Consider the following 26,502-nt stretch of genomic DNA (forward strand, 5'->3'; position numbering starts at 1 on the left):
GAAAAATAATGAATAATTATCTATATTATCGTAATTTTGTGGTTACAATAGCAACATTTATCGTATTGATTTTTCTATCAGTAAAATATTTTAGAGGTGGGGTGTTATTTACTCCTGAAAGGGCAGTTTCTTCAACGAAAGATTTTGTCAGTAAATATGGCCGAATAATGACAACAGGGGTATATCTTGTCTTTTTAGTTTTATGTTTAGTTGTTCTTTCTGGTGGTGTGAATCTAATTAAGGATTTGCCTTATGTTTTAGAAAAGAAATACATCGCTATTTCAGGACCAGCAGTTAATCAATCCACCGGAAAAGAGACAAATAAAGTACGTGCAATAAAAATTAAAGATGATAAAACTGGAGAAATTATCCATGTTAGCTTTTATGGAGATAAAACAATTCATAAAGGGGATTTTTTAGAACTCTATTATTATCCCAATTCTCATATAGGAGCTTATCAAAATTCTGAAGACTAAAGGTAAAGATGAACTAAAAGAAGAACAGATTAGTAGATTGTTTGTTCTTCTTTTTACTAGAAAACAATGTTTTTGATTAACTACTATCAATTTGAGCTTTTGATTTCAGATGTATTATAGAGTAGAAGATGTCCATATTCTTAGCAATTTTTATGATGATGACGTTCCTTCAACGATATTAACATTGATATTAGTAAGCAAATCGAAGCTGGAAAAGGAGCGCAAATGAAAACTATAATTAAAATAGCTCTTGGGACCTTAGGTGTTATTGGGTTGTTGGCAGCTGGTTATTTTTTATTGGTTTTGTATCTTTTCAATCCGGCACAAGATTCAAGAAGTGAGGAAATCTTTTCTGCCAATGATTCTCCTTCCGGGAAATATGAGCTGCTTCAAGTAAATACAGAAGATGAGGCTGAAGTGCCTGGTTATTCGTTTAATGTGTGGGAAAAGGGAAGCAAAAATACAACAATTTATGAAGCAAATGATTATTTTAGAAAGCGAGATCGTTTTATTCTTTCTTGGGGAGATAATGAAGATATCATTTGGGTGTACAGTGGTGATTTAGGTCTTTTTTATTGGACGAATGAAGGAGATAGTTGGACCAAGCATGACTTTGCTGATGAAATAATCGATAGTAATCGTATACCAGCTGAGCTTTGGAAAGATTTGCCTAATAGTTACAAGCAACAATACGGAGACTAATTTAATTAACAGATGAATCAGATTAAATTCGAAAAAACCATAAAAATTGGAGTGAAAGCATGCGTTCTTACGAATTGACAATTCCTTATGGATTAATACTTGTATTGAAAATGATGATTTATTGTGGATTAGGATTTTTTATCCTTTTCTTACTATTTAAACTATTTGGAAATCAAAGTGCTACCTATGGGCATCTGTATTTCTTTTTAATTTTTGCCTTAATAGGTTTTGTTGGTATGCTTGCAGCCAAAAGATGGCGCATCTATGTGAAAAATGAAGAAATCACGATAAGATACTCTGTAAAGAAGGAACGCCGACTGACATTTGCAGATATTGACTATGCTTCTATGGGACTAAAACATGAGCTTAGTCTCTTCTCTAATGGAAAAAAGATGGTTACTATTGATCGTCTAACCGTTAATCGAGAGCAATTCCTTGAAGACTTAAAAGAACGGCAAATAAAAATTAGCTATCAGGAATAGCTGTTATAATATCATAAATAAACAGCTTTCCTTAGAACCCTGAACAATGTTTCCGGGTTCTTTATTTTGGCAAGAAGAACCTGCTAACGTTAGAAAAAATTATGAATTGTGAACAAATTTAGAAATATTGATTAAATTCTGACAATTCATTTGTCTTTTAATTTTGGTTATGCTAAAGTTACAGTGTAATTGCTGGAGGGGGTTTCATGGATAAGAATTGGATTGAATTATTTTTCAATTATTTACTAGTTGAGAAAGGATATTCTGATAAGACAAAAATTGCTTATGAGAATGATTTAACTCATTTTCTGGCATTTCTAAAGGAATCCGGAAATGAGGATTATCTTTCAATAGATCATTTGGATGTACGTACTTATTTAGGTGTTTTGTACGATGAAGAGTACAGTAGAAATTCTGTCGGGCGTAAAGTCGCCAGCCTACGAACCTTTTATCAATTTTTACTGAAAAATGAACAAATAACTGAAAATCCGTTTTCCTATGTTCATTTGAAAAGAAAGCAGCAGAAGCTGCCTCGTTTTTTTTATGAAAAGGAAATGGACAAGCTTTTTGAAGCAGCACAGGGAGACAAGCCGCTGGAATTGAGAAATCTGGCATTGCTGGAAGTTTTATATGGTACTGGGCTTCGACTTAGTGAATGTGCGTCACTCACGTTGGAAAGAGTGGATTTTCCTATGAGCACGTTGTTTATCACGGGAAAAGGAGATAAGGACAGATATGTTCCTTTTGGTTCTTTTGCTGCAGATGCTCTGACTGTTTATCTGGAGAATGGCCGAAAACCTTTGATGGAGAAATATGGTAAGGAGCACAGCTATATCTTTGTAAATCATCGGGGAGACCCTATTACACCAACAGGGATTGAGTATGTTTTAAACCAGCTGATAAAAAAGAGTAGTCTGAATATGGATATTCACCCGCATATGCTGCGGCATACCTTTGCTACTCATCTGTTAAATAATGGAGCGGACATGCGGACGGTTCAAGAGCTTTTAGGGCATGTTAATTTATCGACTACACAAATTTATGCTCATGTCACCAGAGAAAGTCTTCAAAAAAACTACCGAAATTTTCATCCGCGGGCGTAGAGCAAATCTTAATATTATATGTTCTTTGTATGAAAATATACTTTGCCGTTCACTAGGCGGAGAGTAACTAAGGAAGCGTTCGTAAGGTTTGTTGTCATAAAAATAACATGTACGTTGTTATACTTGATGTTTGTAGTATAAGCAAGCTGAATAATTTGTCTTTGAAAAGCTTGGAGCGACAGATAATTTCAATATTAGAATAAATAGAATCTTGCATTCATTAAATTATAAAATCATCAAAAACTATGAATGAGTAACGATAACCAGGAGGATGTAGCATGGTAGAATCACAATTTCATTCAACAACCATATGTGCTGTTGAAAAAGATGGAAAATTTGCGATGGCCGGAGATGGTCAGGTAACGATGGGCGAATCTGTTGTTATGAAAGGTACTGCAAAGAAAGTGCGTAGAATCTACAACGATGAGGTTGTTGTTGGTTTTGCCGGTAGTGTGGCGGATGCCTTTACTTTAGAAGAAAAATTTGAAGGAAAACTAAATGAATACAACGGCAATCTAACTAGAGCCGCAGTTGAGCTGGCTCAGGAATGGCGGACGCAGCAGTCTATGCAAAAGCTGGAAGCAATGCTGATTGTAATGAACAAAAAAGAGATGCTGCTGGTTTCCGGAACAGGAGAAGTTATTACTCCAGATGATGGGATTTTGGCTATCGGTTCGGGCGGAAATTTTGCGCTGTCTGCTGCTCGAGCAATGAAGCATTATGGAGACAAAGAGATGTCAGCTAAGGAAATTGCAGAAAATGCACTGAATATTGCTGCGGATATCTGCGTATTTACGAACCACAATATTATTGTAGAAGAAATATAAATGAGGGATAAATAGTATGAAAGAATTAAATAAAACACCAAGAGAAATCGTGAAAGAGCTGGATGAGTATATCGTTGGGCAGACAAATGCTAAAAAATCAGTGGCAGTAGCTCTTAGAAACCGTTATCGTCGGCTGCAGCTGGATGAAAAAATGCAGCAGGATGTCACACCCAAAAATCTGCTGATGATTGGACCGACTGGTGTAGGTAAGACGGAGATAGCCAGACGACTGGCGACGATTGTCAATGCGCCGTTTATTAAGGTTGAGGCAACGAAATTCACTGAGGTTGGTTATGTGGGCCGCGATGTGGAATCAATGGTTCGTGATTTAGTCGAAAATGCAATTAAAATTGTTGAAAAACAACAGTATAGTAACGTATACGCACAAGCTTTGCGAAAAGCCAATGAGCGTTTGGTTAAAGCGCTGGTTCCTGGAATCAAAAAAGAACAAAAGCAGGCAAGCGGCAATCAGTTTGATCAAATGATGAAAATGTTTAGCGCGGGACAACAGCCTGAAGAAACACAGGAAGAGGTTACTGAAGAAATCAAGGTCAATCGAAAAACCGTTTTGGATCAGTTGGAACGCGGACTTCTGGATCAGCGTGAAGTAACGATTGAAATTGATGAACCAAAGAAAACAATGCCGATGATGAATTCTGGAATGGAACAGATGGGGATTGATTTGGGTGAAACTTTAGGTGCACTGTCTCCGAGGAAAAAAGTGGACCGCACTGTTACAGTTAAGGAAGCACAGGAGCTTCTAGTTAAGGAAGAGTCTGCCAAAATTGTTAACGATGCTGATATTCATAGTGCAGCGATTAAGCTGGCAGAATCCAGCGGGATTATTTTTATCGATGAGTTTGATAAAATCACAACAAAGAATCAGCAAAATTCTGGTGAAGTATCACGAGAAGGCGTTCAAAGAGATATTTTACCAATAGTTGAAGGTTCTCAGGTGAATACAAAATACGGAGTCATTCAAACCGACCATATTTTATTCATCGCTTCTGGCGCTTTCCATTTGGCGAAGCCGAGTGACTTGATTCCAGAGCTTCAAGGGCGTTTTCCTATTAGAGTAGAGCTGGAAGACTTAACAGCAGAGGATTTTGTACGTATCCTAACGGAACCGAACAACGCTTTAATCAAGCAGTATATTGCATTGATTGGCACAGAGAATGTTACTGTAACCTTTACTAAGGAGGCGATTGAGCGAATTGCTCATATTGCGTTTACAGTAAATCGGGAAACAGATAATATCGGTGCCAGAAGACTCCACACGATTTTAGAACGTTTACTGGAAGAGCTGTTGTTTGAAGCTCCTGATATGCAGATGGGGGAAATAACCATTACAGAAGCATACGTAAACGAAAAACTAAATGACATTGCGCAAAATGAAGATTTAAGTCGTTACATCTTATAAGTATAAGCAGGAAAAGGGGTAGAATTATGGAAACTTTATTGGAACGGACACGTCAGATTAACCGCTTGCTTCAACAGAAGAATACGTTTGATTTGGAGGCTGATTTACCTTATGGTAAAATGGCAACAATTCTCGGAGATATCTTAGTGAGTAACGCCTATATTATCAGCAGCAATGGTGAATTGCTGGGCTACAATGAAAAACTAGATGTGAACAATGCCCGAGTGAAGCATATGTTTGAAGAAAAACAATTTCCTCAAAGCTATACAGATGCTGTAGGTGTCTTGCAGAAAACAGAATCAAATATTCAAATCAATAGTGATCTGACGGCCTTTCCTATTGAGTTGCGGGCAGAATATCCCAATGGCCTAACAACAATCATCCCTATTTTTGGTGCAGGCGAGCGGCTGGGAACAATCATCCTGGCGAAGATGGAAGGTTCTTTTACAGATGAGGATCTAGTATTAGCAGAATACAGCGGAACGGTTGTTGGTATGCAGATTTTGTATCAGCAGTCCCGTAGTATTGAGGCTGAGGTTCGCAGTGCAACTGCGGTTCAAATGGCAGTGAATACGTTGTCTTACAGCGAATTGAAGGCTGTCCAGGCAATATTTAAAGCTCTTGATGGAGAAGAAGGCCGCTTGACGGCATCCAGCATTGCCGATGAAATCGGTATTACTCGTTCTGTGATTGTGAACGCGCTGAGAAAACTGGAATCAGCAGGTATTATTGAATCACGTTCCCTGGGAATGAAAGGAACATACCTAAAGATTTTGAATAAGCAATTCATTAAAGAATTAGATAAAAAGCGGAAGTAGGGATGAGATATGACAATCGTCATTGAAAATGAGAAATTGAAAGCGACAATTGCTGAAGCGGGTGCTGAGCTAGTGAGTTTACAAAGCAAAGAAACCAATACAGAATATATCTGGCAGGCTGATCCTGCCTTCTGGGGTAGACACGCACCAGTTCTTTTCCCATTTGTCGGGCGACTTAAGGATGATCGGTATACCTATCAGAATAAGGTCTATCCGATGGGCCAGCATGGTTTTGCAAGAGATAAAGACTTTGAAGTCCTTGAACAAGGCGATGGTCTGGTTTCTCTTTCGTTAAAAAGCAATGACGAGACAAGAAAGGTCTATCCATTTGATTTCGAACTAGTTATCACTTACGAGCTTGAAGATAAGGGCATCAAGGTTTCTTATCAGGTAGAGAACACGGGGAAAGAAGAAATGTTGTTCTCTGTCGGGGGACATCCCGCATTTAATGTGCCTTTAGAAAAGGATTTGGATTTAACCGACTACTATTTTTCTTTGGAACCAAATGAGGACCGTATTCAAATTCCGCTTTCTGGACCTTATCTTGATTTAGAAAATAAAACATTGGGACAAACAAGTGCGGCTTTTGATTTAAGTCGGGAACTGTTTGTGAACGACGCGCTTATTTTTGAAACACCTGGAGCAAACAAGGTGATTATCCAAAGCGACAAAGGCGAGCGAGGAATTTCTTTAAGCTATACGAATATGCCTTTTGTCGGGATTTGGTCACCGTATGCTACTGAAGCACCGTTTGTCTGTATTGAACCATGGTGCGGAATTGCAGATACTGTGGAAAGCAATGGACAGCTAATTGATAAATTCGGCATCAATCGTTTAGCAGCAAACAAGTTATTTAAAACAGATTATACGATTGGTGTAAAATAATCGTTGAATAAGCAACTTTGCAACTGAGTACAATGACAATGGTTCCATGACAATTGTGTTGGCAGGACAAAAACCGAATAAACTTGTAGAGCTTGAAATAAAAATCAGAGACATTCTGGTTTTGTTTCAAGTTCTTTTTTAGAACTAGGAGGACCGCTGCCAATGATAAGCCTATAAGTTCATTATGTTTTGCCTCTATAGCTGCAGAGCTATTGGTTGCGTGTCTCCTTTTAATATTGAGAAAAAAAGACCTTGAACAAGGTAAATACGTGAACAAGAAGGATAGCAGTTGCGATACCCATAAGCCGCTCGCTGGATGTCTTTCATTTTGTTGTTCAATCTTTCTGTAACACCATCAATTTGTGGTTCTGGCCGCTTTCATTTTATCTGTTTTTGTGTTTGAACACTCAGAAAAGTGCTGATGGGTTTTCCTTTAGGAATTTCCACCAACACAAAATATTCTAGAACCAGTAAAATAAGACATAAGCAGCTGAATGTATCAAAAAACCAGAAACAAGTTATTTTAGCAGCTTGTCTCTGGTTTTTTTATAATTATTTTTCTTTTTTTGTGTTAAGCCCGAAAGGCACTCTGTTTTCTGTTCCATTCTTGATTCGGCCAATGTTGTCTTTATGGCGGATGAAAATGAAGATAGTCAAGCCAGCAGCAATGGCTGTCAGCAGCCAATCAAATTGTGGTAATATTTGTGGAAAAATATAAGGTAAAAAGATAGTTGATAAGGTAATCAATACCGCACTGACCATACTAGTGACGCTAACCATACTGGAAATGAAGAGAGAAATAACAAAAATTGCCGCAGAATAAAGGAAAAACAAAGGATTATAGGCTAGTATCATCCCTGCACTGGTTGCAACAGCTTTTCCTCCTTTAAATTTAGCAAAAATCGGAAAGGTATGTCCTAATACAGCGGCTACCCCAAATATTAATGGATTGACAGCTATCGAAAATATCATTGGCAGACTAGTAGCTAGTGTTCCTTTTAAAATATCCATTAGTAAAACAACGATTCCTGCTTTTTTTCCTAAAATCCTAAAGGTATTGGTTGTTCCTGTTCCTCCACTACCATATTCACGAATGTCTTTATTAAAAAATAATTTTCCGATCCATACCCCGGAAGGAATAGATCCTAATAAATAGGCGATGAACAGTAATAGTACCAGTTTCATGTGTACGCCCCTTTCTTTTATTCAAACTAGACTTCATTTTATCATGAAAGATTTTTCCAAACAATCATGAATTCTTAATGGCTTTCAGAAAACTGGAAGGGCTGACGATTGTAGCGGCATAGTCAATCTAACGTATAAAACAGATTTTTTTGATATTTAATGATAGAATAGAGAAAGATGAAGTAATGGAAAGGTGGATCAATCATGACATTTCAGAATCCGTCAGATGAACAAATTTTCTCTTATTTAAGAGAAGCTAAGCGAATTGCCGTTGTCGGCTTGAGCAATAAAGAAGAGCGGACCAGTTATCAAATCGCAAAACTGCTTCAGGATAAAGGGTACACAGTAGTTCCAGTTAATCCTGTTCTTGAAGGTCAGGAGATTCTCGGCGAAAAGGTTTATAAGGATTTACAGTCTGTTCCGGGAAAAATTGATATCGTAGACGTTTTCAGAAGAAGTGAATTCCTGCCAGAGGTCGCCGAAGAATTTCTGCAAACAGATGCAGGTGTTTTCTGGGCACAATTGGGCTTGGAAAGTGAAGAAGCAGCTGAACTATTGAAAAATGCTGGACGAAATGATATTATCATGAATCGATGCATTAAAATAGAGCTAGCAAAAATGTCTTCTTAATGACTTTACGTATATTATTAAGAAAGAGCTGCCTATTTAGGTGTAGCTGAAAAAGACAGTGAAATCCGAATTTTTGAGATTTTTTGTGGAAACCAAAAAGAAAGCATAGCTTATAATGGAATAAGCGAGTATTTCTGAAGCAGAGGGACAGAAAAATTTCTAAAAAAATTCGTCACTGGTATTTTTAAGCACAACCTAGGAAAGCTCTTTTTTTTTGAGAGCTTTTAGAGTATCATTGTAATGATGTGGCTGAAGCTGCGAGAAATCCAAGTATAAGGAGTTTTTTCTTTGGTGAAAAAAGTAAACAATGAATATAACGATTCTTCCATCCAAGTATTAGAAGGACTGGAAGCTGTTCGTAAGCGCCCGGGAATGTACATCGGGTCTACTGACAGTAGAGGACTACACCATTTAGTCTATGAAATTGTTGATAATGCGGTAGATGAGGCATTATCCGGATATGGTGATGAAATTAGAGTAACGATTAATAAAGATAATAGCTTGACAGTAGAAGATTCTGGACGTGGTATGCCGGTTGGTATGCATGCATCTGGTATCCCGACTGTTCAAGTGATATTTACAGTGCTCCATGCCGGCGGAAAATTCGGCCAGGGAGGATACAAAACATCTGGCGGACTTCACGGCGTAGGGGCGAGTGTGGTTAATGCACTTTCTAAATGGCTGGAGGTTCGTATTGTTCGAGACGGTGTCGAGTACATGGAACGCTTTGAAAATGGCGGAAAGCCAGTTGGCACCTTGAAAAAAATTGGAAAAACACGAAAAAAGAATGGAACGACTGTAACATTTTTACCAGATGAAAAGATTTTTTCGACTATTAAGTTCTCTTATGAAACATTGGCTGGACGCTTACGGGAATCAGCGTTTCTTTTGAAGGGTGTTAAAATCGTTCTAAAGGATTTAAGAGAAGAGGAAACAAAGGAAGAAGTCTTTCATTATGAAGAAGGAATCAAGGAATTTGTTGACTATCTAAATGAAGAAAAGGATGTCCTTACTCCAGTGGTCTATTTTTCCGGAGAGAAAGATGGTATTGAGGTAGAGCTGGCATATCAATATAATGATGGTTTTTCAGAGAACGTATTGTCCTTTGTAAATAATGTTCGAACAAAAGACGGCGGAACCCATGAGGTGGGAATGAAGACGTCTATGACGAAAGCGTATAACGAGTACGCCCGCAAGGTGGGGCTTTTGAAAGAAAAGGACAAAAATCTTGAAGGTAGTGATTTCCGTGAAGGTCTAGCAGCTGTTTTATCTATCAGAGTTCCTGAAAATCTGCTTCAGTTTGAAGGTCAGACAAAAGAAAAGCTGGGAACACCATTAGCAAGAAATGCCGTAGATACAGCAGTAGGCGAGCAGATGGTCTTCTATCTTCAGGAGAACAACGATCTAAGTCAGATGTTGATTCGTAAGGCAATTAAAGCTCGGGAGGCTCGTGAAGCTGCCCGGAAAGCCAGAGAAGAAAGCCGGAACGGTAAGAAAAAGAAAAAAGAATCACTACTTTCTGGTAAGCTAACGCCTGCTCAATCCCGCAATCCTAAAAGAAATGAATTGTATCTAGTGGAGGGAGATTCTGCTGGAGGCTCCGCTAAACAGGGACGTGACCGGAAGTTTCAGGCGATCCTGCCGCTACGCGGAAAAGTATTAAATACTGAAAAAGCCAAGATGCAGGATATTCTAAAAAATGAAGAAATTAATACAATGATTTACACCATCGGTGCAGGTGTGGGAGCAGAATTTTCAGTTGAAGACTGCAACTATGATAAGGTAATCATAATGACCGATGCGGATACGGACGGAGCCCATATTCAAGTGCTGCTGTTAACATTTTTCTACCGTTATATGAAGCAGTTGATTAAAGCCGGTAAAGTATATATTGCATTACCGCCATTGTATAAAGTATCAAAAGGTTCCGGAAAAAAAGAAATAATGGAATATGCCTGGACAGATGAAGAATTAGAATTGGCAACAAAGAAAATCGGAAAAGGCTATATGCTTCAGCGTTATAAAGGGCTGGGTGAAATGAATGCAGACCAGTTGTGGGAAACAACGATGAACCCTGAAACAAGAACCTTGATTCGAGTGAAAATCGATGAAGATGACAAAGCGGAACGTCGGGTTACTACCCTGATGGGGGATAAAGTAGCGCCAAGACGTGAGTGGATTGAGAAACATGTTCAGTTTACCTTAGAGGAGGAAGGCAGCATCCTTGATAAGCAAGAGGATGAAACAGCTATTGCAGCACAGCCTGAGCCAGCAGCGAAATCAGAAGAACCGGTTTTTGAAGAAATTTCACTAGATTTATAATCGATTGTTTTTCTGTTTAAAGATAAGGATAAACGGGTACTTACAGCGATGATAGAAGAGCTGTTGTCTTAATGGCTTCTGTGAAGTAAAAGAAGAACTAACAGCAGATTAAATGAATTGAACCAAAAATGTTTAGCATCAAAAAAACCAGTTTGACATTTGGTTTAGTTGAAAATAGAACAAAGAAAGAGACAGGAATGATGCCCAAGTCTCAAACCTTGCAAAGGAGTGACGGTTTTGGAAGAACGTCAGGAAATTCAGGAACTGACTCTTGAAGAAGTAATGGGCGACCGATTTGGCCGCTATTCCAAATATATTATTCAGGAACGTGCATTGCCGGATATTCGAGATGGGCTAAAGCCCGTACAAAGAAGAATCCTGTATTCGATGAATAAGGACGGCAATACGTTTGATAAAGGCTTTAGAAAATCAGCGAAGTCAGTAGGAAATATTATGGGGAACTATCATCCTCATGGCGACAGCAGTATTTATGAAGCCATGGTGCGCCTGAGCCAGGATTGGAAGTTAAGAGAAGTTCTTATCGAAATGCATGGGAATAACGGGAGCATGGATGGCGATCCACCTGCTGCAATGCGTTATACAGAAGCCCGCTTATCGAAGCTTAGTGGAGAAATGCTGCGGGATATTGAGAAAGAAACCGTAGATTTCGTTTGGAATTTTGATGATACAGAAAAGGAACCAACTGTTTTACCGGCGAAGTTTCCCAATCTGCTTGTGAATGGTTCAACTGGGATTTCTGCAGGATATGCAACTGAGATTCCACCTCACAATTTAATGGAAGTCATCGATGGAACAATATACCTTATTGACCATCCCAATGCTTCACTGGCAAAAATTATGGAATATATCCCTGGTCCAGATTTTCCTACTGGGGGAATTTTGCAGGGAAAAGAAGAAATTAAAAAGGCTTACGAAACGGGCAAGGGCAAAGTAATTCTCCGTTCACAAACCAGAATTGAAGATATAAAGGGTGGTAAACAGCAAATTATCATCTCTGAGATTCCTTATGAGGTAAATAAGGCTGTTTTGGTGAAAAAAATCGATGAAATCCGTTTAAGTAAAAAAATCGATGGAATTGCTGAAGTGAGAGATGAGACTGACCGGACAGGGCTGCAAATGGTAGTTGAATTAAAAAAAGATGCAAATGCAGAAGGAATTCTTAACTATCTTTTCAAAAATACTGAGCTACAGATTAACTATAACTTCAATATGGTTGCAATCGATAAGATGACGCCGCATCAGGTAGGTCTGCTGCGTATTTTAGAAAGCTACATCACACATAGAAAGCAAGTGATTACCAATCGCAGCCGTTTTGAGCTTGAGAAGGCTAAGAAACGCCAGCATATTGTTGACGGTCTAATAAAAGCCCTTTCTATTCTGGATAAGGTAATTGCTACAATTAGAGGAAGTAAAGATAAGAAAAATGCAAAAGATAATCTAGTAGAGACCTATGCATTTTCTGAAGCTCAGGCTGAAGCAATTGTCACCTTACAGCTGTATCGCTTAACAAACACAGATATTACACAGCTGGAAGCAGAAGCAAAGGAATTAAACGAGGAAATTCAGAGCTTAAATGAAATTCTGAATAATGAAAAAACCTTGTTATCTGTCATGAAAAAAGAGCTGAGAGAAGTGAAAAAACAATATACTTCCAACCGCCTGACTAAGATTGAAGATGAAATCGAAGAAATTAAGATTGAGACAGAAGTTCTGATTGCACAAGAAGATGTCGTTGTTTCAGTAACTCAGGAAGGGTATATCAAACGCAGTAGTTTACGCTCGTATGCTGCTTCTAAACCAGAAGAGCTGGGGATGAAGGAAGGTGATTTTCCAATCTTCGTCGGTGAGGTCAACACGCTGGATCATATTCTGCTGATTACGAATAAGGCTAACGTCATTTACCGTCCGATTCACGAGTTATCTGATTTGCGCTGGAAAGACATCGGCGAACATATTTCTCAAACGATTGGGGGAATGGCAATTGATGAATCCATCATTGCTGTTTATCCGTATAAAACACTAGATGAAAACGCCGCATTTGTTTTCATTACTAAAGAAGGCATGATTAAGCAGACTAAAATGACTGAGTTTGAACCTTGGCGCACGTATCGCAGCCGTCCGGTTTCCTGTATGAAACTGAAGTCAGAAGATGATGAGCTGGTGAATGTATGCAAAGTAGCTGAACCCTCTGGCTGGGATGTTTTCCTGGTTAGTCATCGCGGCTTTGGTTTGCGTTACTCGTTGTCCGAGGTACCAGTTGTTGGTGCAAAAGCTGCCGGAGTGAAATCAATTAATCTGAAAGAAAATGATTTTGTAGTAAATGGCCTGCTTGTTTATAAAAATGGAGATACGCCTATCACCATTTTAACTCAGCGAGGCAGTATGAAACGGATGCTTGCACAGGAGTTAAATCAGCTAGGTCGTGCGAAACGTGGATTAATGGTACTTAGAGAGTTGAAGAGCAATCCTCATAGAGTAGTTTATATGGGAGAAAGCACAACCGAGACCAATCAGCAGCTGTTGATTCTCACTCAAAAAGGCAACCGTATGACGATTAACTCTGCAGATGCTCCAATTAATGACCGAGTTTCAAATGGTTCATTTTTCATAAATGAAAAAGAGGAAACAGGCATCATAGAAGTTCATGAATTAGTTAGTCTGGAAATACCAGATGAAACTGTTCTATAAAAAATAGAAACAGGCTCGACTGTATTAGTACAGTTGAGCCTGTTTTTTAGAACAAAAGAAACAGATGAGAAATGATTAAAAAACTATTAAGTGAAAATGTTCACAAAATTAAAATCCTTATATATCAAGGGTTATCCATAATTATTTTATAATATACCATAAATAGATAAAATAATAACAAGTAAAGGCTTGCATAAATCAGGAGATGTGTTATACTTGTCACATAAAGCTGTTATAGTTGTTAACAGCATATTCTAAGGAGGCACAACATGGAGCAATGGAAAGGCTTTAAAGGCGAAAAATGGAAAACATCGGTTGACACTCGTGATTTTATCCAAAGAAACTATACAGAATATACAGGTGATGACAGTTTCTTAGAACCAATCGCACCGAGCACTGACAAATTGTGGACAAAACTACAGGAATTATTTGAAGTACAGCATGAGAAAAATGGCGTTTACGATATGGATAACAATATTCCTGCAACTATTACGTCACATGCACCAGGCTACTTGATTGAAGAAGAAGAAAAAATCGTTGGTCTTCAAACTGATGTACCTTTAAAACAAGCATTCATGCCTTTCGGCGGGATCAACATGGCTAATCATTCATTAACTTCTAATGGTTATGAAGTTGATGATGAAATGACAAAAATCTTTACTGAGTGGAGAAAAACACATAACCAAGGTGTATTTGATGCTTACACTCCTGAAATGAGAGCTGCTCGTAAAAATAAAATTATTACTGGACTTCCAGATGCTTATGGACGCGGACGTATCATCGGCGACTACCGTCGTATCGCTCTTTATGGTATGGATTTTCTGATTGCTGAAAAGAAAAAAGACTTAAACAACACTGGTAACAAAGTTATGACTGACGATGTTATCCGTTTGAGAGAAGAAATTTCAGAACAAATCAGAGCAATGGCTGACTTGAAAACAATGGCTGCTACTTACGGCTGTGATATTTCTAAACCAGCTGCAAATGCACAAGAAGCAATCCAATGGTTATACTTTGGTTATCTTGGTGCTATTAAATCTCAAAATGGTGCAGCTATGTCTATCGGACGTGTTTCTGCATTCCTTGATGTTTATATCCAACGTGATTTAGACAATGGTGTCATTACTGAATTTGATGCACAAGAATTGATTGATCATTTGATTATGAAATTGCGTATGGTTAAATTCGCTCGTACACCTGAATACAACCAATTATTCTCAGGATATCCAATCTGGGCAACATTATCGATTGCTGGTATGGGCTTAGACGGACGTTCATTAGTTACTAAGAGTGATTTCCGTATCCTGCATACATTAACAAACATGGGACCATCTCCAGAACCAAACTTAACAGTATTGTATTCTTCTCATTTACCAGAAGGATTCAGAACCTTTGCATCTAAGATTGCAAAACAAAGTTCTTCAATCCAATTTGAAAATGATGATTTACTACGTGCTAACTGGGGTTCTGATGACTGCGCAATTGCATGTTGTGTATCTGCAACTGTAATGGGTAAAGATATGCAGTTCTTTGGCGCACGTGCCAACCTTGCAAAAGCAGTTCTTTACGCAATCAACGGCGGGGTAGATGAAAAGACTAAAATGCAGGTTGCTCCTAAATTCCGTCCAATGACTGGCGATACTTTGGAATTTGATGACTTCATGGATAAATTCAAAGATATCATGGACTGGTTAGCTGAATTATATGTAAATACATTGAACGTTATTCATTACATGCACGATAAACATGCGTATGAAGCACCTCAATTAGCATTTATGGAAAGTGATTTACAACGTACCTTTGCTACAGGTATCGCAGGAATCTCACATGCTGCCGATTCAGTAATGGCTATCAAACATGGTAATGTTCAAGTTATCCGTGATGAAGATGGATTAGCTGTGGATTATGTTCCACAAAATGAGTTCCCAACTTACGGTAACGACAACGAAGAAGCAGATGCAATGGCAAACTGGATTCTTGAGTACTTCATGACTCAAATCAAGCGTCAGCATACTTACCGCAATGCTAAACCTACAACTTCATTGTTAACAATTACTTCAAATGTTGTTTATGGTAAAGCAACTGGTAATACTCCTGATGGACGCCGTGCAGGTAAACCATTAGCTCCAGGAGCAAACCCAAGCTACCGCGACGGTAAATTCCTAGGTGAGAAAAATGGCTTGTTGGCTTCTCTTAACTCAACTGCAAGATTAGACTACACAAGTGCATTAGATGGAATCTCTAATACACAAACAATCAATCCAAACGGACTAGGTAAAGATGATTCTACAAGAATTGACAACCTGCGTAACGTAATGGACGGATACTTTGACAACGGTGGATATCATTTGAACGTTAACGTATTCACAAACGAACTATTATTGGATGCTCAAAAGAATCCAGAAAAATATCCTAACCTTACAATCCGTGTATCTGGATATGCCGTGAAATTCCGTGATTTGACACCTGAACAACAAGCAGATGTTATTTCAAGAACTTCACATGACAAACTATAATTTAAACAATTAATTGATAACGCCCGGGACAATTTTATAATTAATTTTGTTCCGGGTTTTTAAAATGAACTGGCGAATCGACCGGCATTATTAAGAATGCTTGTGTGGTTTCGACTTTTTAAAGAAATGAGAGAAGAAATATGACTGAAGCAGTTACAGGAAGAATCCATTCTACAGAAAATTTTGGTACCGTTGACGGGCCTGGTGTCCGTTTTATTGTTTTTACTCAAGGATGCCGTATGAGATGCCAATTTTGTCATAATCCAGACACATGGAAAATTGGTTCCGGCGGTAAAGTTGTTACTACAGATGAAGTATTGCAGGAAGCACTGAAATATCGTTCGTACTGGGGTGATAAGGGCGGAATTACTGTAAGTGGAGGAGAACCTTTGCTGCAAATGGATTTTCTAATTGATTTATTTAGAAAAGCCAAGGAACAAGGAATCAATACGACATTAGATACTTGCGGTAAACCATTTACTAGGGAAGAACCATTTTTCAGCCAATTCCAGGAATTAATGAAATATACGGACTTGATTTTGTTCGATATCAAACATATTGATAATGAACAGCATAAAAAACTGACTTCCTTAGGAAATGAAAATATTTTGGAAATGGCAGAATACCTTTCTGAGATTAATCAGCCAGTTTGGATTCGCCATGTTCTAGTACCAGAACGTAGTGATTACGATGAGTATTTGATTCGCTTGGACGAATACATACAGAAGTTAAACAACGTTGATAAGGTCGAAATCTTACCTTATCATACTATGGGGAAATATAAGTGGGATGATTTAGGGCTTGATTATCCATTGGAGGGGATTAACCCGCCAACAGAGGAACGGGTAGCAAATGCTAAAAATCTTCTTCATGTCACTAACTACAAAGGTTATCTCACTCGTTGATAGCCTAGCTTAACCAGCTGCAGCTGATATGAATGCAGCTGGTTATTTTTCCGTGTCTTGAGAAGGCAGCTGGAGTTTATGATAAAGAATAGATAAAACGGTTGTTTCTTTTCAATTTTTTGTTATTATTAATAATGAATGATTATAGAAGGAGTGAGTAAACACATGTCAGAAATTTTTGTTTTTGGCCATCAAAACCCCGATACAGATGCAATTGGAGCTGCGATCAGCTTTGCATACTTACAAAAGGAATTAGGTAAAAATACAGTGCCGGTTGCTTTAGGTACACCTAGCGAAGAAACGCAATACGCACTGGACTATTTTAATGTAGATGCACCGAGAATTATTGAAAAAGCTGGTGACGAAACACAAGAGGTAATGCTGGTCGATCATAATGAATTCCAGCAAAGTGTTGCTGATATTAAGGATTTAACTATTCTTTCAGTTGTAGACCACCACAGAATTGCTAACTTTGAAACGGCTGATCCATTGTACTACCGTGCGGAGCCCGTTGGTTGTACAAGTACAATTATCTATAAAATGTTTAAGGAAAATAATGTTACCATTCCAAAGCAGATTGCTGGGATGATGGTCTCTGCAGTTATTTCTGATACATTGCTGTTTAAATCGCCTACGTGTACAGAGGAAGATATTCAGGCGGCTAATGCTTTAGCAGACATCGCTGAAATCAGTTTAGAAGGCTATGGACTAGATATGCTGAAAGCAGGAACAAACCTTAGTGGTAAGCCTGCTGAAGTATTGCTGGATCTTGATGCGAAGAGCTTTCCAATGGGAGCGAAAAGCGTCCGTATTGCTCAGGTAAATACTGTTGATTTGAACGAAGTGCTAAATCGTCAAGTGGAGTTGGAAGCGGCAATGAATGCTGAACGCGCTGCAAATCACTACGATCTTTTTGTATTGATTATTACAGATATTCTTGCAAGTGATTCAGAGCTTCTAATCGTTGGCGATTCAATGAATGAAGTTGAAAAAGCTTTTGATATTAAGCTGGAGAATAACCGAGCATTCTTGAAGGGCGTTGTTTCCCGTAAGAAGCAAATTGTACCTCAATTAACAGAAGCGTTTAGTTAATCAACATATACGGCTGAAGCGGATTGCTTCAGCCGTTAAAATGTTTACTGTACGTATTTAAGAGAGAGGATAATTTTTTATTGTCTTCCATAAAAATTACATAGGTAATGAGAGTTGGCTAGGAAAGCTTCTCCAGCTGTCATGAAAATGTTTGATTCTAATGCTTCAAAATGTATCTAAATGGTAGTAGAAATGAGTGTGAAGTGATTGACAGAAATAACTTATTATTTTCAGCATAAAAAACAAGCAAAGCTAAATAAATTAGTTAATAATCCATTATTCAATGAAGTCGTTGCTTATTTTCAGAAGCATCAACAAGAGGAGATTATTCTGCGGGATTTAAAAAAGGTTTTTTCTGATAAAAGCTTTGAGCAGTTTTTAGAGGAAATGATTGATTTTAGATTAATTTCTCGTCAAGAACGTAGATATTTTTTAACTATTTCTTTTTTTTCAGCGGAAGATTTTTCAAAAGTTTCAGAGGAAAAAATAAATGAAGTAGAGAAACGCATTAATGGCTATACTGAAATAGAGAAAGTAAACTTTTATGGTGAAATGCTTTGGGATAGCCTTTTCACAGAAGAACAGGATTATTTCTTTGGTGTGGCTTCTTCAGCAGCTCCAGTTTTTTTTGAGAAAAACACTGCTGGAAATGAGCAGTTATCCTTTGTTTCCATTCATCCTAAAAGCAGCTATCCTTTTGATTTGCCAAGCTATTTTACAGCAATTGCAGCATTAGGTACAGGTGGTATACCGAACAGCTATCAGCCGCTTCAACAGCTTATCGGTGATGTAGATAGCCATTATTTTGCTAGCCAGGCCTTTCGTGTCTTTCGTTCTGTTATTAAAAAAAGAAGAATAGCAGATAAACGCAACATCTTTTTAGAAGCACTGCTTTTAACAGGAGATTTATCTCAGGAGGATAATCAATGGGAGCTGAGCTATCCAGTTTTAAATAAGGAGAATCTAAAACCATCAGTACATTATGAGGAGTTGTCTGTTTATCAAGAGGCGGCTGATGCGCAGGAACGTGTATTTATGAAGCATGTATTTTATCAGCAATGTCTGCTTAGGTTTTTAAAAACTGGCCAACAATTAAGATATTCTATATATAGTTAACGATATTTATATTATGTAAACTAGTTTGTTGTTCAGACATAAATGAGAGAGGAGGCAAGTAGGATGATTGATTTGAATCAAGTGCTGACATTTACCGAGGCTGCTGAAAGATGGGGGTTAGCCAGCGGTAATACACTGCGGCAAGCTGTTTCCAGAGGTCGTTTTCAGGAAAATGAGATTCGAAAAAGCGGGACAGTTTGGTTGACAACTTACGAGGCAATGAGCAGAGTGTTTGGTCCTTTGCCGGAGCAAAAAGATAATCCTCCTCTTAAATTTGAGCAATCTATTCTTTATAGCATTATCCTTCACAAGGGAACTGATTCGATTGAGTTTTCTGAAATAGAAAAAGAAGCTGAAACGGCCTTCAAAGAGGGACGACAGCTTCAAATTTTCGAACGATTTTTTGGAAAAGAAATAACACTGTTTCTCTTTTCCTCGAAAAAAGAGTGGTCACAATGGCTATTACTGGCAGAGCGATCATTTATTCCCAGGACACCAGACCAAACAAAGTAGATTTCCGCTGTTTTTTTGGCGGAGGGGTTTCCCATTGCGGCGGACTATTTTCTCTTGTATACTCTGAGTTAGCGACAATCTCATCAAAAATTGATGCATACTGGTGAGCTTCCGGCTCACCTTTTTTTATTGCTAAATTGCTACTGTCAAAAACATAGACTGGTATAGCATAGTCTTCAAACCAATGTCTTATTTTCTCAAAAGAAGAGTTAGCGAAAGGAACGGCTAAGACGCCATCAATTCTTCGAGAAAGCTTAGGAAACTCATCGCTGGAAAGCTGACTGGTATTACCAAAAAGAACGCGAATATCAAAATCTTTTTCTGGTTTAAAGTCAAAGAGTGCTTCTAAAGAATAACTTCCTGTTAAAACACGCAGACCAGCAGCTTCCCAAACTGAAAAGAAAGACTTAAAAAAAGCATCATTTCTATCTGCACCTAAAACCAGCAGCTCGATATTTTTGTCACCATTTTTTGTTTCAGGATGTTTGCCTGAGGTAGAAGAACGCTGGTAGTCCAAAGCAATCAGCTCTTCCAACAGATTTTCATAGGCAACCTCACCATTCATTGTGCCAAAGGTTTTCATTCCAATATCTTCAACGATGGTTGGATAATCCTCCAGAATTTCCCGTTTGTATTTAGTCATATGTCTTACTTGAGGAGAAACAAAGACTACGTCAAAGGTTGTCCCAAAATCATACGCATTCACTGGACTTATGAAGTCGATTCCCCCATAAGCAAAGACTAAGTCATAATTCCCCTCAAACTCTTTTTTTCTACGAATGATTGTCCCTACATCCTCAAAAACAGCTGTCAAAGGGGATTTTAGAGTCTCAATCGCTCGAACAATTCGCTGGCAAAACATACTAGAGGTCATTCCGCCTGCACATCCTACATATATAAACATAAAAATCACCATCCTTGTCACCAACTCGTTACATATTTAGTTTAACAGATAATTGATGATTTGAAAAGATGCTGGATTCTTAAACAGAAAACTAGTCTAATTTTTTCTATGCCGCACACCTTTCTCTACATATAGTTTACCAATTTTCTTAAGTTTAGCGCCAATTATTATTTACTTGCATTTATCTATTTCGATTGCTTAAAACAAAAAAGTAGGGCATTGATCAGATTTTTTCTGATTAATGTCCCACTCTTCTTCTAATTTCTTTTTCTAATTTTTTTAGTCCAAAAGCCGCCGGAAATGTATTTTGGCTCATAGGAAATAATAAAAGCTCTTGGTTCAATTTCATTAATCAAATGATAAAGTTTGCGTTCATTTTTTCTGGGTGAAAGAATTTCCAAAACGATTCGTTCGCCATCTCTACCCATTGCTACACTTTCCGTAACACCATAACCGTTTTCTCTTAACCGTTCGGGAAGATTCAACTGTTTAGTTGTGGAAGGCAGGATTACAGTCACCATGATATAGCCTAAAGCTAAATAATCCTCAATTTTTATGCCGACACTAATCCCAACTGCATAGCCAAGAGCATAGACAAGCAGATTTAAAGGATCATCAAGTCGATTCAGCACCATGCTCAGTCCTAAAACATAAATTGTAATTTCAGCCATACTGACAATTGGAGCAAGTAGACGATAGCCCTTCATTGTTAGCATGAACCGAATCGTATTCAGCGTGATATAGGCAAAGTTGATTACAAAAATCATTAACAACATTTTTAAGTCAATCATAGCTATCCTTCTTTCAAATCAATTCATCATATCTAGCCATTATAGTACAAAGATGGGCGTATTTAAAGAAAAATGGGAAAAGTTTTTCAATCTGTTCTTGTTGTTAAAAAATAGAAAAGGTATAATAAGAAAAGGAACATATGTGCTCGTTTTTACAAAAGTTACTATTTGAGCAATTTCGTGTAAACTTAGCGATCGAGGACACTACTTTAAATAATAAAATACTGTTATTGATGAAAGAGGGAATGAGATGTTAGCAATTGTTGGAAGTATTTTGCTTGGAGGAGTTGCCGTTCTATATGTTTTATTGGCATTAGGTGCTCCTTTAGGAGAATTTGCAATGGGGGGTGCCCATAAGATTATGCCAAAGAAAATGAGAATCACCAGTGCTGTCTCTGTTTTGATACAGCTACTTGGTATTTTTGTTTTGCTTCAATTAGGAGGGATTTTTTCTGTTGGATTTCCCCAAATTGCAGCCAAATATTTGGCTTATGGGTTCGGCTTTTATTTTGGACTTAATGTATTGATGAATCTGGCTTCAAAGAGTTCCAAAGAAAGACAGGTAATGACGCCGTTAGCTTTCATAACAGCGATTAGTTTTTTATATATGGCATTTCAGGCATAATGATAGCAAAATGGAGGTAATAAATACAGATAAGACAGGAATTACAAGCAGCAGCAGCTGAAATTTTTCCAAAAGAACAGGCACAAATTCTATCTTATTATCCTGATTCGTCTATTCAGGCAGATAAGATTAAGGTTCTGATGATTAATGAGGTGACTGCAGATATTCCGGAGAATGATTTTTACAGCAAAAGCAGTGATACGCCATTTTACATGACAACGACTATTCCTTTATTTAAAAAAGCGGGAATTGAGGTGGAGACCATCGATGATATTCTTGATTTAGGAATATATATCACAAATGCTGTAAAGCTTCCGAAAAAAGAAACAACGATTAGCACAGCACGGATTAAAGAAATTGTCCCATTATTAGAGAAGGAAATTGCTTTGTTTCCAAACCTTCAAGGGGATATAGCTAAAAAGCATTTAACATGATTACAAAGCAGCAAACAGGGAAGAATGCAGTTCCTGCAACATCCACATATCGCTTACGAAACAGTGAGCTTTACTACGATAAGATTAGACTGTTTCCTGCCTATATTATGACCGGAAAAAAATCTTGATTGAAAAATCCAAAGCAGCAATGACAGCAGAGGATATCGCTAAGATGGTGGCGTATGTAAAATAAATGTATTGCTTTTTTGAATCAGTTCGGTATAATAGTGTCTGTAAATGAAATTGTTCAAAAATGAAATGAGGACTATTGATGAGTGTTTTAGGTATCTAATCTAGCAATTTAATAAACAAGTAAGTACGCTTATTTGTTATGCTTATGAGATGCCTGTCGAAATATATACGTAGATTATTCAGACGGTGGGATTTTTGCCGTCTTTTTTTGAGCAATTTTATTCGTCATTCGTCAGGTATCTTTTCTGAAAGGGATGGATATCATGGATAAAAAAATATATAACGCATTACAATTTAACTTAATTAAAGATGAAATTAAAAAATATGCCTTTAGCAGCTTTGCTAAGCAAAATATAGAAAAACGAGAACCTTCTTCTTCATTGGCTACTGTTCAAAGATGGCTGGATGAAACAGAAGAAGCCACGATTATTCTTGCCAGTGGTCAGCACGTTCCATTTATGGGGCTGACTCGAATTGAACAGCTAACCAATCAAATTACTAAAGGTCTTGTTTTAGAACCTGGTGAATTGATTGAATACGCGGACTTCTTGAGAAGCTTTCGATTAATCGCTAAGCTATTTGAGAAAAATCAGTACCAAACACCGATTCTTTATTCTTATACTAATGATTTGGCAGACTTCTCCGAGATCTCAGAAGCAATTTATGACTCTGTTCAAGGGGGCAGGGTAAAAAGTGAAAGCTCTAAGGAACTAAAACGAATCAGAAATCAAATCAGTAAGCTGGAAAAAGAAATCGATCAGCGTTTACGCAAATTTATGTCAAACAGTCAAAATCAGCAAAAGCTTCAGGATCGTCTCGTCCTTATAAAAGATGAACGTTACACAGTTCCTATTAAGACTGAGTTCAAGCAAAAGGTTGCAGGAACGATTATTGATCAGTCTTCTAAAGGAACGACTGTTTTCATTGAGCCGGATACAGTGAGAAAGTACAATGATTTACTAATTATGGAAAAAGCAGCAGAAACAGGAGAGGTTTATCAAATTCTAGCCTATCTGACTGGGCTAATTGGGGAAAAAATGACTGAACTCACATATTGTATTGATGTCATCACTGAACTCGAAGTTATCTTTGCTAGAGGAAAATATAGCCGGTCCATTAACGGTACTAAGCCTTCAGTTAATAAAGAAGAACGGATTGTTTTAAATAAGGTTCAGCATCCACTCCTGAAAGATCCTGTTCCGTTATCACTGGATTTAGGAATTGATAACCGGGCACTTGTAATTACAGGAGCAAACGCTGGCGGTAAAACGATTGTGCTAAAAACAGTTGCATTGATGTCGCTAATGACGATGTTTGGTCTTTTAATCTCAAATGGTCCTGGTACAGACATTGCCGTCTTTGACAACGTTTTTATTGATATCGGAGACCAACAAAGCCTTGAAAATTCCCTTAGTACGTTCTCTGGACACATGCAGAATTTATCCGAGATTCTAAGAAAAGCAAATCGGCATACCTTAGTGCTGCTGGATGAGATTGGAAGCGGCACAGAGCCAAATGAGGGTGCGGCATTAGCGATTGCTCTTATGGAAGAGATGTATAAAAAAGGCAGTTTGCTGATTGCTACAACGCACTTTGGAGAGATAAAAGAATTTGCCTTACAGCATGAAGACTTTATGACTGCGGGTATGGCCTTTGATGCTGAAACATTAACACCGAAATATAAATTATTGTTAGGGGAAACGGGAGAAAGCCACGCCTTCTGGATTGCTGAGAAAATGCATATTAGTCCTCTGGTATTGAAAAATGCTGAGGCTTATCTAAACCATCGTTCTTATGATTTTGGCAGAACAACATTTGAACTTGCTGCTAAACCAGTGGAACAGACAACAGCTGCTCCAATTCAAAACTTTTCCAAAGGAGACCGGGTACGAAATAACGATACTGGAAAAATCGGCTTGTTCTATGAACCAGTGGATGACTATTACGGAAAGGTTTATGTAGAAAAGGAAATGGAAGATGTCCTGCTTAAGCGTCTGACATTAATTAGTACGGCAGCAGAGCTTTATCCTCAGGATTATGATCTGGATAGTTTGTTTGAAGCCTTTGCAGAACGAAAATATAAACGAGATTTAGTTAGAGGATCGAAAAAGGCGCATAAAAAACTAAATAAAGAAATGAAAGAGCGCCGAAATGAAAATGAATTAGGTAAATGATATAAAATTATTAAGAGACTGCAGCGGTTTAATAGACTATGGAAAAGATAAATATTGCTTTTCCTCTATTAAGCTGTTAAGCAGCTCTTTTTTCTGCAGATAAATATTGATTATCTCTCAAAAAGCATTGACCTGTACCTTACTTGACAGTATAAAATTAATAGGAGAAGAACAATAATAGGGGAGGGGATATAGTGAAAAAGACCTTTTACATGATGCGTCATGGTCAGACACTATTTAATTTAAAAAGAAAAATACAAGGGGTTTGTGATTCACCGCTGACTGAGCTCGGCATTCAACAAGCTGAAATTGCAGGAAAATTCTTTGAAACGATTGAACTTGATCATGCATATAGTTCAACAGCTGAGAGAGCAAGTGATACTCTGGAAATTGTTACAAAAAATCAAATGCCTTATAAACGATTAAAAGGTCTAAAAGAAATGAATTTCGGCGTTTTTGAAGGAGAAAGTGAGGAGCTTAACCCAGAGGATAAGGAGAAGGCGAATTTCTTTGTTCAATTTGGTGGGGAATCCAAGGCAATGGTTCAGGAGCGTCTGGTTAGAACTTGCCGAGAAATCATGAGAAATGAAGATCATCAAACGGTACTTGCAGTTTCTCATGCGGGCGCTTGTGTTTATTTTCTCGATGTCTGGCAGGATATTACTGAAGAAATGAACAAGGGGGTTCCAAACTGCCTGATTTTGAAATATGAGTATGAAACAGAAGACGAGTCTTTCCGGTTGTTGGAATCCTATCGGCCAGTCTAACGAATAAGATTGACTAGAAAAAATTATCCCTCTCAGTTGGCAGAGTAGTGAACTTCTGCCAACTGAGAGGGATTTAAAAATTTGTTTTAAGTCAAATGAACCCCTTTATCGACATAAACAATATCTCCAATAATACCACTGGAGAGAGGACTAATTAAAAATGCACAGGTATTTCCCACCTCTTCAATTGTCACGCCAACCTTATCAGGTGTTCGATCATCAGAAAGCTGGATCAGTTTTTGGTAATCTTTGACACCAGTCACTGCCAAAGTTTTAATAGCACCAGCAGAAATCCCGTTCACACGAACGCCTTTAGTTGCTAGTTCAGCAGCTAAATAGCGGATAGCTGATTCCAGGGCTGCTTTAGCGATCCCCATCATATTGTAATTAGGAATAGCGCGAACCGCACCTAGATAGGACAAGCTGACAATGCTGCTGCCTTCATTCAGTACAGGCAAGGCATACTTAGCAACTGCAAGCAGCGAGTAACTGCTTATGTCCTGTGCCAATGCATAACCGTCTCGGCTAATATCTGTTACGTTTCCAGATAACTCTTCTTTATTTGCGTAAGCTACTGAGTGGACAATGCCATCAATTTTTCCAGCTTCTTTTTCAATAAGCTGAAATGCAGCAGCTAGACTATCGTCATTTGAAACATCGCATTCCACTAGTAGAGCGGAGCCGTCAACTAAGCGCTCTAGTGATTTTTTCATCCGCTCATTTTGATAGGTATAGATGATTTCTGCTCCTTGATCAATCATTGCTGAGGCACAGCCCATAGCGATGCTGCGCTTATTCGCAACACCCATAACTACAATTTTTTTACCATTTAAAAATCCCATTCAATTGTACGCTCCTTAATCAGCAATCATGTAATTGCTAAAGTTAAACTAAGTCTCTTCAATCATTTGAAG

The 26,502-nt window shown here is 38.0% G+C and carries 24 protein-coding genes and 1 pseudogene; 20 read left to right on the forward strand and 5 right to left on the reverse strand.

Going from position 1 to position 26,502, the window contains the following annotated elements:
- The first annotated feature begins 8 nt into the window (after positions 1-8).
- The 8 genes from ACPWSO_RS03655 (at position 9) to ACPWSO_RS03690 (ending at position 6,713) form a co-directional block, all read left to right on the forward strand.
- Entirely contained in the window at positions 9-476 is a 468-nt protein-coding gene (locus tag ACPWSO_RS03655) for a hypothetical protein (RefSeq protein ID WP_426081449.1), read from the forward strand.
- A 225-nt stretch (positions 477-701) separates the two neighbouring features.
- Positions 702-1,178, forward strand: coding sequence for a hypothetical protein (locus ACPWSO_RS03660; RefSeq protein ID WP_426081450.1), 477 nt, complete (start codon positions 702-704; stop codon positions 1,176-1,178).
- Positions 1,179-1,237: 59 nt separating this feature from the next.
- Positions 1,238-1,660, forward strand: a complete 423-nt coding sequence (locus ACPWSO_RS03665) for a DUF6560 family protein (protein WP_426081451.1) — start codon at positions 1,238-1,240, stop codon at positions 1,658-1,660.
- 206 nt (positions 1,661-1,866) lie between these two features.
- The gene (gene xerC / locus ACPWSO_RS03670; RefSeq protein ID WP_426081452.1) at positions 1,867-2,763 is read left to right on the forward strand and encodes a tyrosine recombinase XerC; all 897 of its coding nucleotides are present in this window, start codon (positions 1,867-1,869) and stop codon (positions 2,761-2,763) included.
- A gap of 278 nt (positions 2,764-3,041) precedes the next feature.
- Positions 3,042-3,590, forward strand: a complete 549-nt coding sequence (hslV, locus tag ACPWSO_RS03675) for an HslVU peptidase proteolytic subunit (protein WP_426081453.1) — start codon at positions 3,042-3,044, stop codon at positions 3,588-3,590.
- A gap of 16 nt (positions 3,591-3,606) precedes the next feature.
- Entirely contained in the window at positions 3,607-5,010 is a 1,404-nt protein-coding gene (gene hslU / locus ACPWSO_RS03680) for an ATP-dependent protease ATPase subunit HslU (protein ID WP_426081454.1), read from the forward strand.
- A 26-nt stretch (positions 5,011-5,036) separates the two neighbouring features.
- A complete protein-coding gene (codY, locus tag ACPWSO_RS03685; protein ID WP_426081456.1) occupies positions 5,037-5,828 on the forward strand; it encodes a GTP-sensing pleiotropic transcriptional regulator CodY in 792 nt (263 codons plus the stop codon).
- A gap of 9 nt (positions 5,829-5,837) precedes the next feature.
- Positions 5,838-6,713, forward strand: a complete 876-nt coding sequence (locus ACPWSO_RS03690) for an aldose 1-epimerase family protein (RefSeq protein WP_426081458.1) — start codon at positions 5,838-5,840, stop codon at positions 6,711-6,713.
- A 195-nt stretch (positions 6,714-6,908) separates the two neighbouring features.
- Here the strand turns inward: ACPWSO_RS03690 and ACPWSO_RS03695 are convergent.
- Positions 6,909-7,070, reverse strand: a pseudogene (locus ACPWSO_RS03695) (transposase); the annotation flags it as partial.
- Positions 7,071-7,265: 195 nt separating this feature from the next.
- Entirely contained in the window at positions 7,266-7,898 is a 633-nt protein-coding gene (gene plsY / locus ACPWSO_RS03700) for a glycerol-3-phosphate 1-O-acyltransferase PlsY (RefSeq protein WP_426081459.1), read from the reverse strand.
- 204 nt (positions 7,899-8,102) lie between these two features.
- Between plsY and ACPWSO_RS03705 the strand changes: the two genes are divergently transcribed.
- From ACPWSO_RS03705 to ACPWSO_RS03740, 8 genes are all read left to right on the forward strand, one after another.
- Positions 8,103-8,528, forward strand: a complete 426-nt coding sequence (locus ACPWSO_RS03705; protein ID WP_426081460.1) for a CoA-binding protein — start codon at positions 8,103-8,105, stop codon at positions 8,526-8,528.
- A 288-nt stretch (positions 8,529-8,816) separates the two neighbouring features.
- A complete protein-coding gene (gene parE, locus ACPWSO_RS03710; protein ID WP_426081462.1) occupies positions 8,817-10,850 on the forward strand; it encodes a DNA topoisomerase IV subunit B in 2,034 nt (677 codons plus the stop codon).
- 237 nt (positions 10,851-11,087) lie between these two features.
- Complete coding sequence (gene parC / locus ACPWSO_RS03715; protein WP_426081463.1) at positions 11,088-13,559, forward strand: DNA topoisomerase IV subunit A; 2,472 nt, start codon at positions 11,088-11,090, stop codon at positions 13,557-13,559.
- Positions 13,560-13,828: 269 nt separating this feature from the next.
- Positions 13,829-16,075, forward strand: a complete 2,247-nt coding sequence (gene pflB / locus ACPWSO_RS03720; protein WP_426081464.1) for a formate C-acetyltransferase — start codon at positions 13,829-13,831, stop codon at positions 16,073-16,075.
- Positions 16,076-16,215: 140 nt separating this feature from the next.
- Positions 16,216-16,980, forward strand: coding sequence for a pyruvate formate-lyase-activating protein (pflA, locus tag ACPWSO_RS03725; protein ID WP_426081465.1), 765 nt, complete (start codon positions 16,216-16,218; stop codon positions 16,978-16,980).
- A gap of 165 nt (positions 16,981-17,145) precedes the next feature.
- Positions 17,146-18,072: a manganese-dependent inorganic pyrophosphatase gene (locus tag ACPWSO_RS03730; RefSeq protein WP_426081466.1), complete on the forward strand. Its 927-nt coding sequence runs from the start codon at positions 17,146-17,148 to the stop codon at positions 18,070-18,072.
- A 207-nt stretch (positions 18,073-18,279) separates the two neighbouring features.
- Positions 18,280-19,188, forward strand: a complete 909-nt coding sequence (locus ACPWSO_RS03735; RefSeq protein WP_426081467.1) for a DUF1803 domain-containing protein — start codon at positions 18,280-18,282, stop codon at positions 19,186-19,188.
- 63 nt (positions 19,189-19,251) lie between these two features.
- A complete protein-coding gene (locus ACPWSO_RS03740) occupies positions 19,252-19,701 on the forward strand; it encodes a helix-turn-helix domain-containing protein (RefSeq protein WP_426081468.1) in 450 nt (149 codons plus the stop codon).
- Here the strand turns inward: ACPWSO_RS03740 and ACPWSO_RS03745 are convergent.
- Positions 19,670-20,605 (reverse strand): PTS sugar transporter subunit IIB, encoded by a 936-nt coding sequence (locus ACPWSO_RS03745; RefSeq protein ID WP_426081469.1) that lies wholly within the window; start codon positions 20,603-20,605, stop codon positions 19,670-19,672. The genes ACPWSO_RS03740 and ACPWSO_RS03745 overlap by 32 nt on opposite strands.
- 257 nt (positions 20,606-20,862) lie before the next feature.
- Entirely contained in the window at positions 20,863-21,396 is a 534-nt protein-coding gene (locus tag ACPWSO_RS03750) for a DUF2179 domain-containing protein (RefSeq protein ID WP_426081470.1), read from the reverse strand.
- A gap of 250 nt (positions 21,397-21,646) precedes the next feature.
- On the opposite strand from ACPWSO_RS03750, the gene ACPWSO_RS03755 reads away from it, so the two are divergent.
- From ACPWSO_RS03755 to ACPWSO_RS03770, 4 genes are all read left to right on the forward strand, one after another.
- Positions 21,647-22,021 carry a hypothetical protein gene (locus ACPWSO_RS03755; RefSeq protein WP_426081471.1) on the forward strand — a complete coding sequence of 125 codons (375 nt, stop codon included), beginning with the start codon at positions 21,647-21,649 and terminating at the stop codon, positions 22,019-22,021.
- Between the two features lie 140 nt (positions 22,022-22,161).
- Positions 22,162-22,455, forward strand: coding sequence for a hypothetical protein (locus ACPWSO_RS03760; RefSeq protein ID WP_426081472.1), 294 nt, complete (start codon positions 22,162-22,164; stop codon positions 22,453-22,455).
- Positions 22,456-22,910: 455 nt separating this feature from the next.
- Complete coding sequence (locus ACPWSO_RS03765; RefSeq protein WP_426081473.1) at positions 22,911-24,821, forward strand: endonuclease MutS2; 1,911 nt, start codon at positions 22,911-22,913, stop codon at positions 24,819-24,821.
- Between the two features lie 191 nt (positions 24,822-25,012).
- A complete protein-coding gene (locus ACPWSO_RS03770; protein ID WP_426081522.1) occupies positions 25,013-25,588 on the forward strand; it encodes a histidine phosphatase family protein in 576 nt (191 codons plus the stop codon).
- A gap of 86 nt (positions 25,589-25,674) precedes the next feature.
- Here the strand turns inward: ACPWSO_RS03770 and fabI are convergent, their stop codons facing one another.
- Positions 25,675-26,430 (reverse strand): enoyl-ACP reductase FabI, encoded by a 756-nt coding sequence (gene fabI, locus ACPWSO_RS03775; protein ID WP_426081474.1) that lies wholly within the window; start codon positions 26,428-26,430, stop codon positions 25,675-25,677.
- Between the last annotated feature and the right edge of the window lie 72 nt (positions 26,431-26,502).

This window comes from Enterococcus sp. LJL51 (genome assembly GCF_049894025.1).
Lineage (GTDB): Bacteria > Bacillota > Bacilli > Lactobacillales > Enterococcaceae > Enterococcus_L.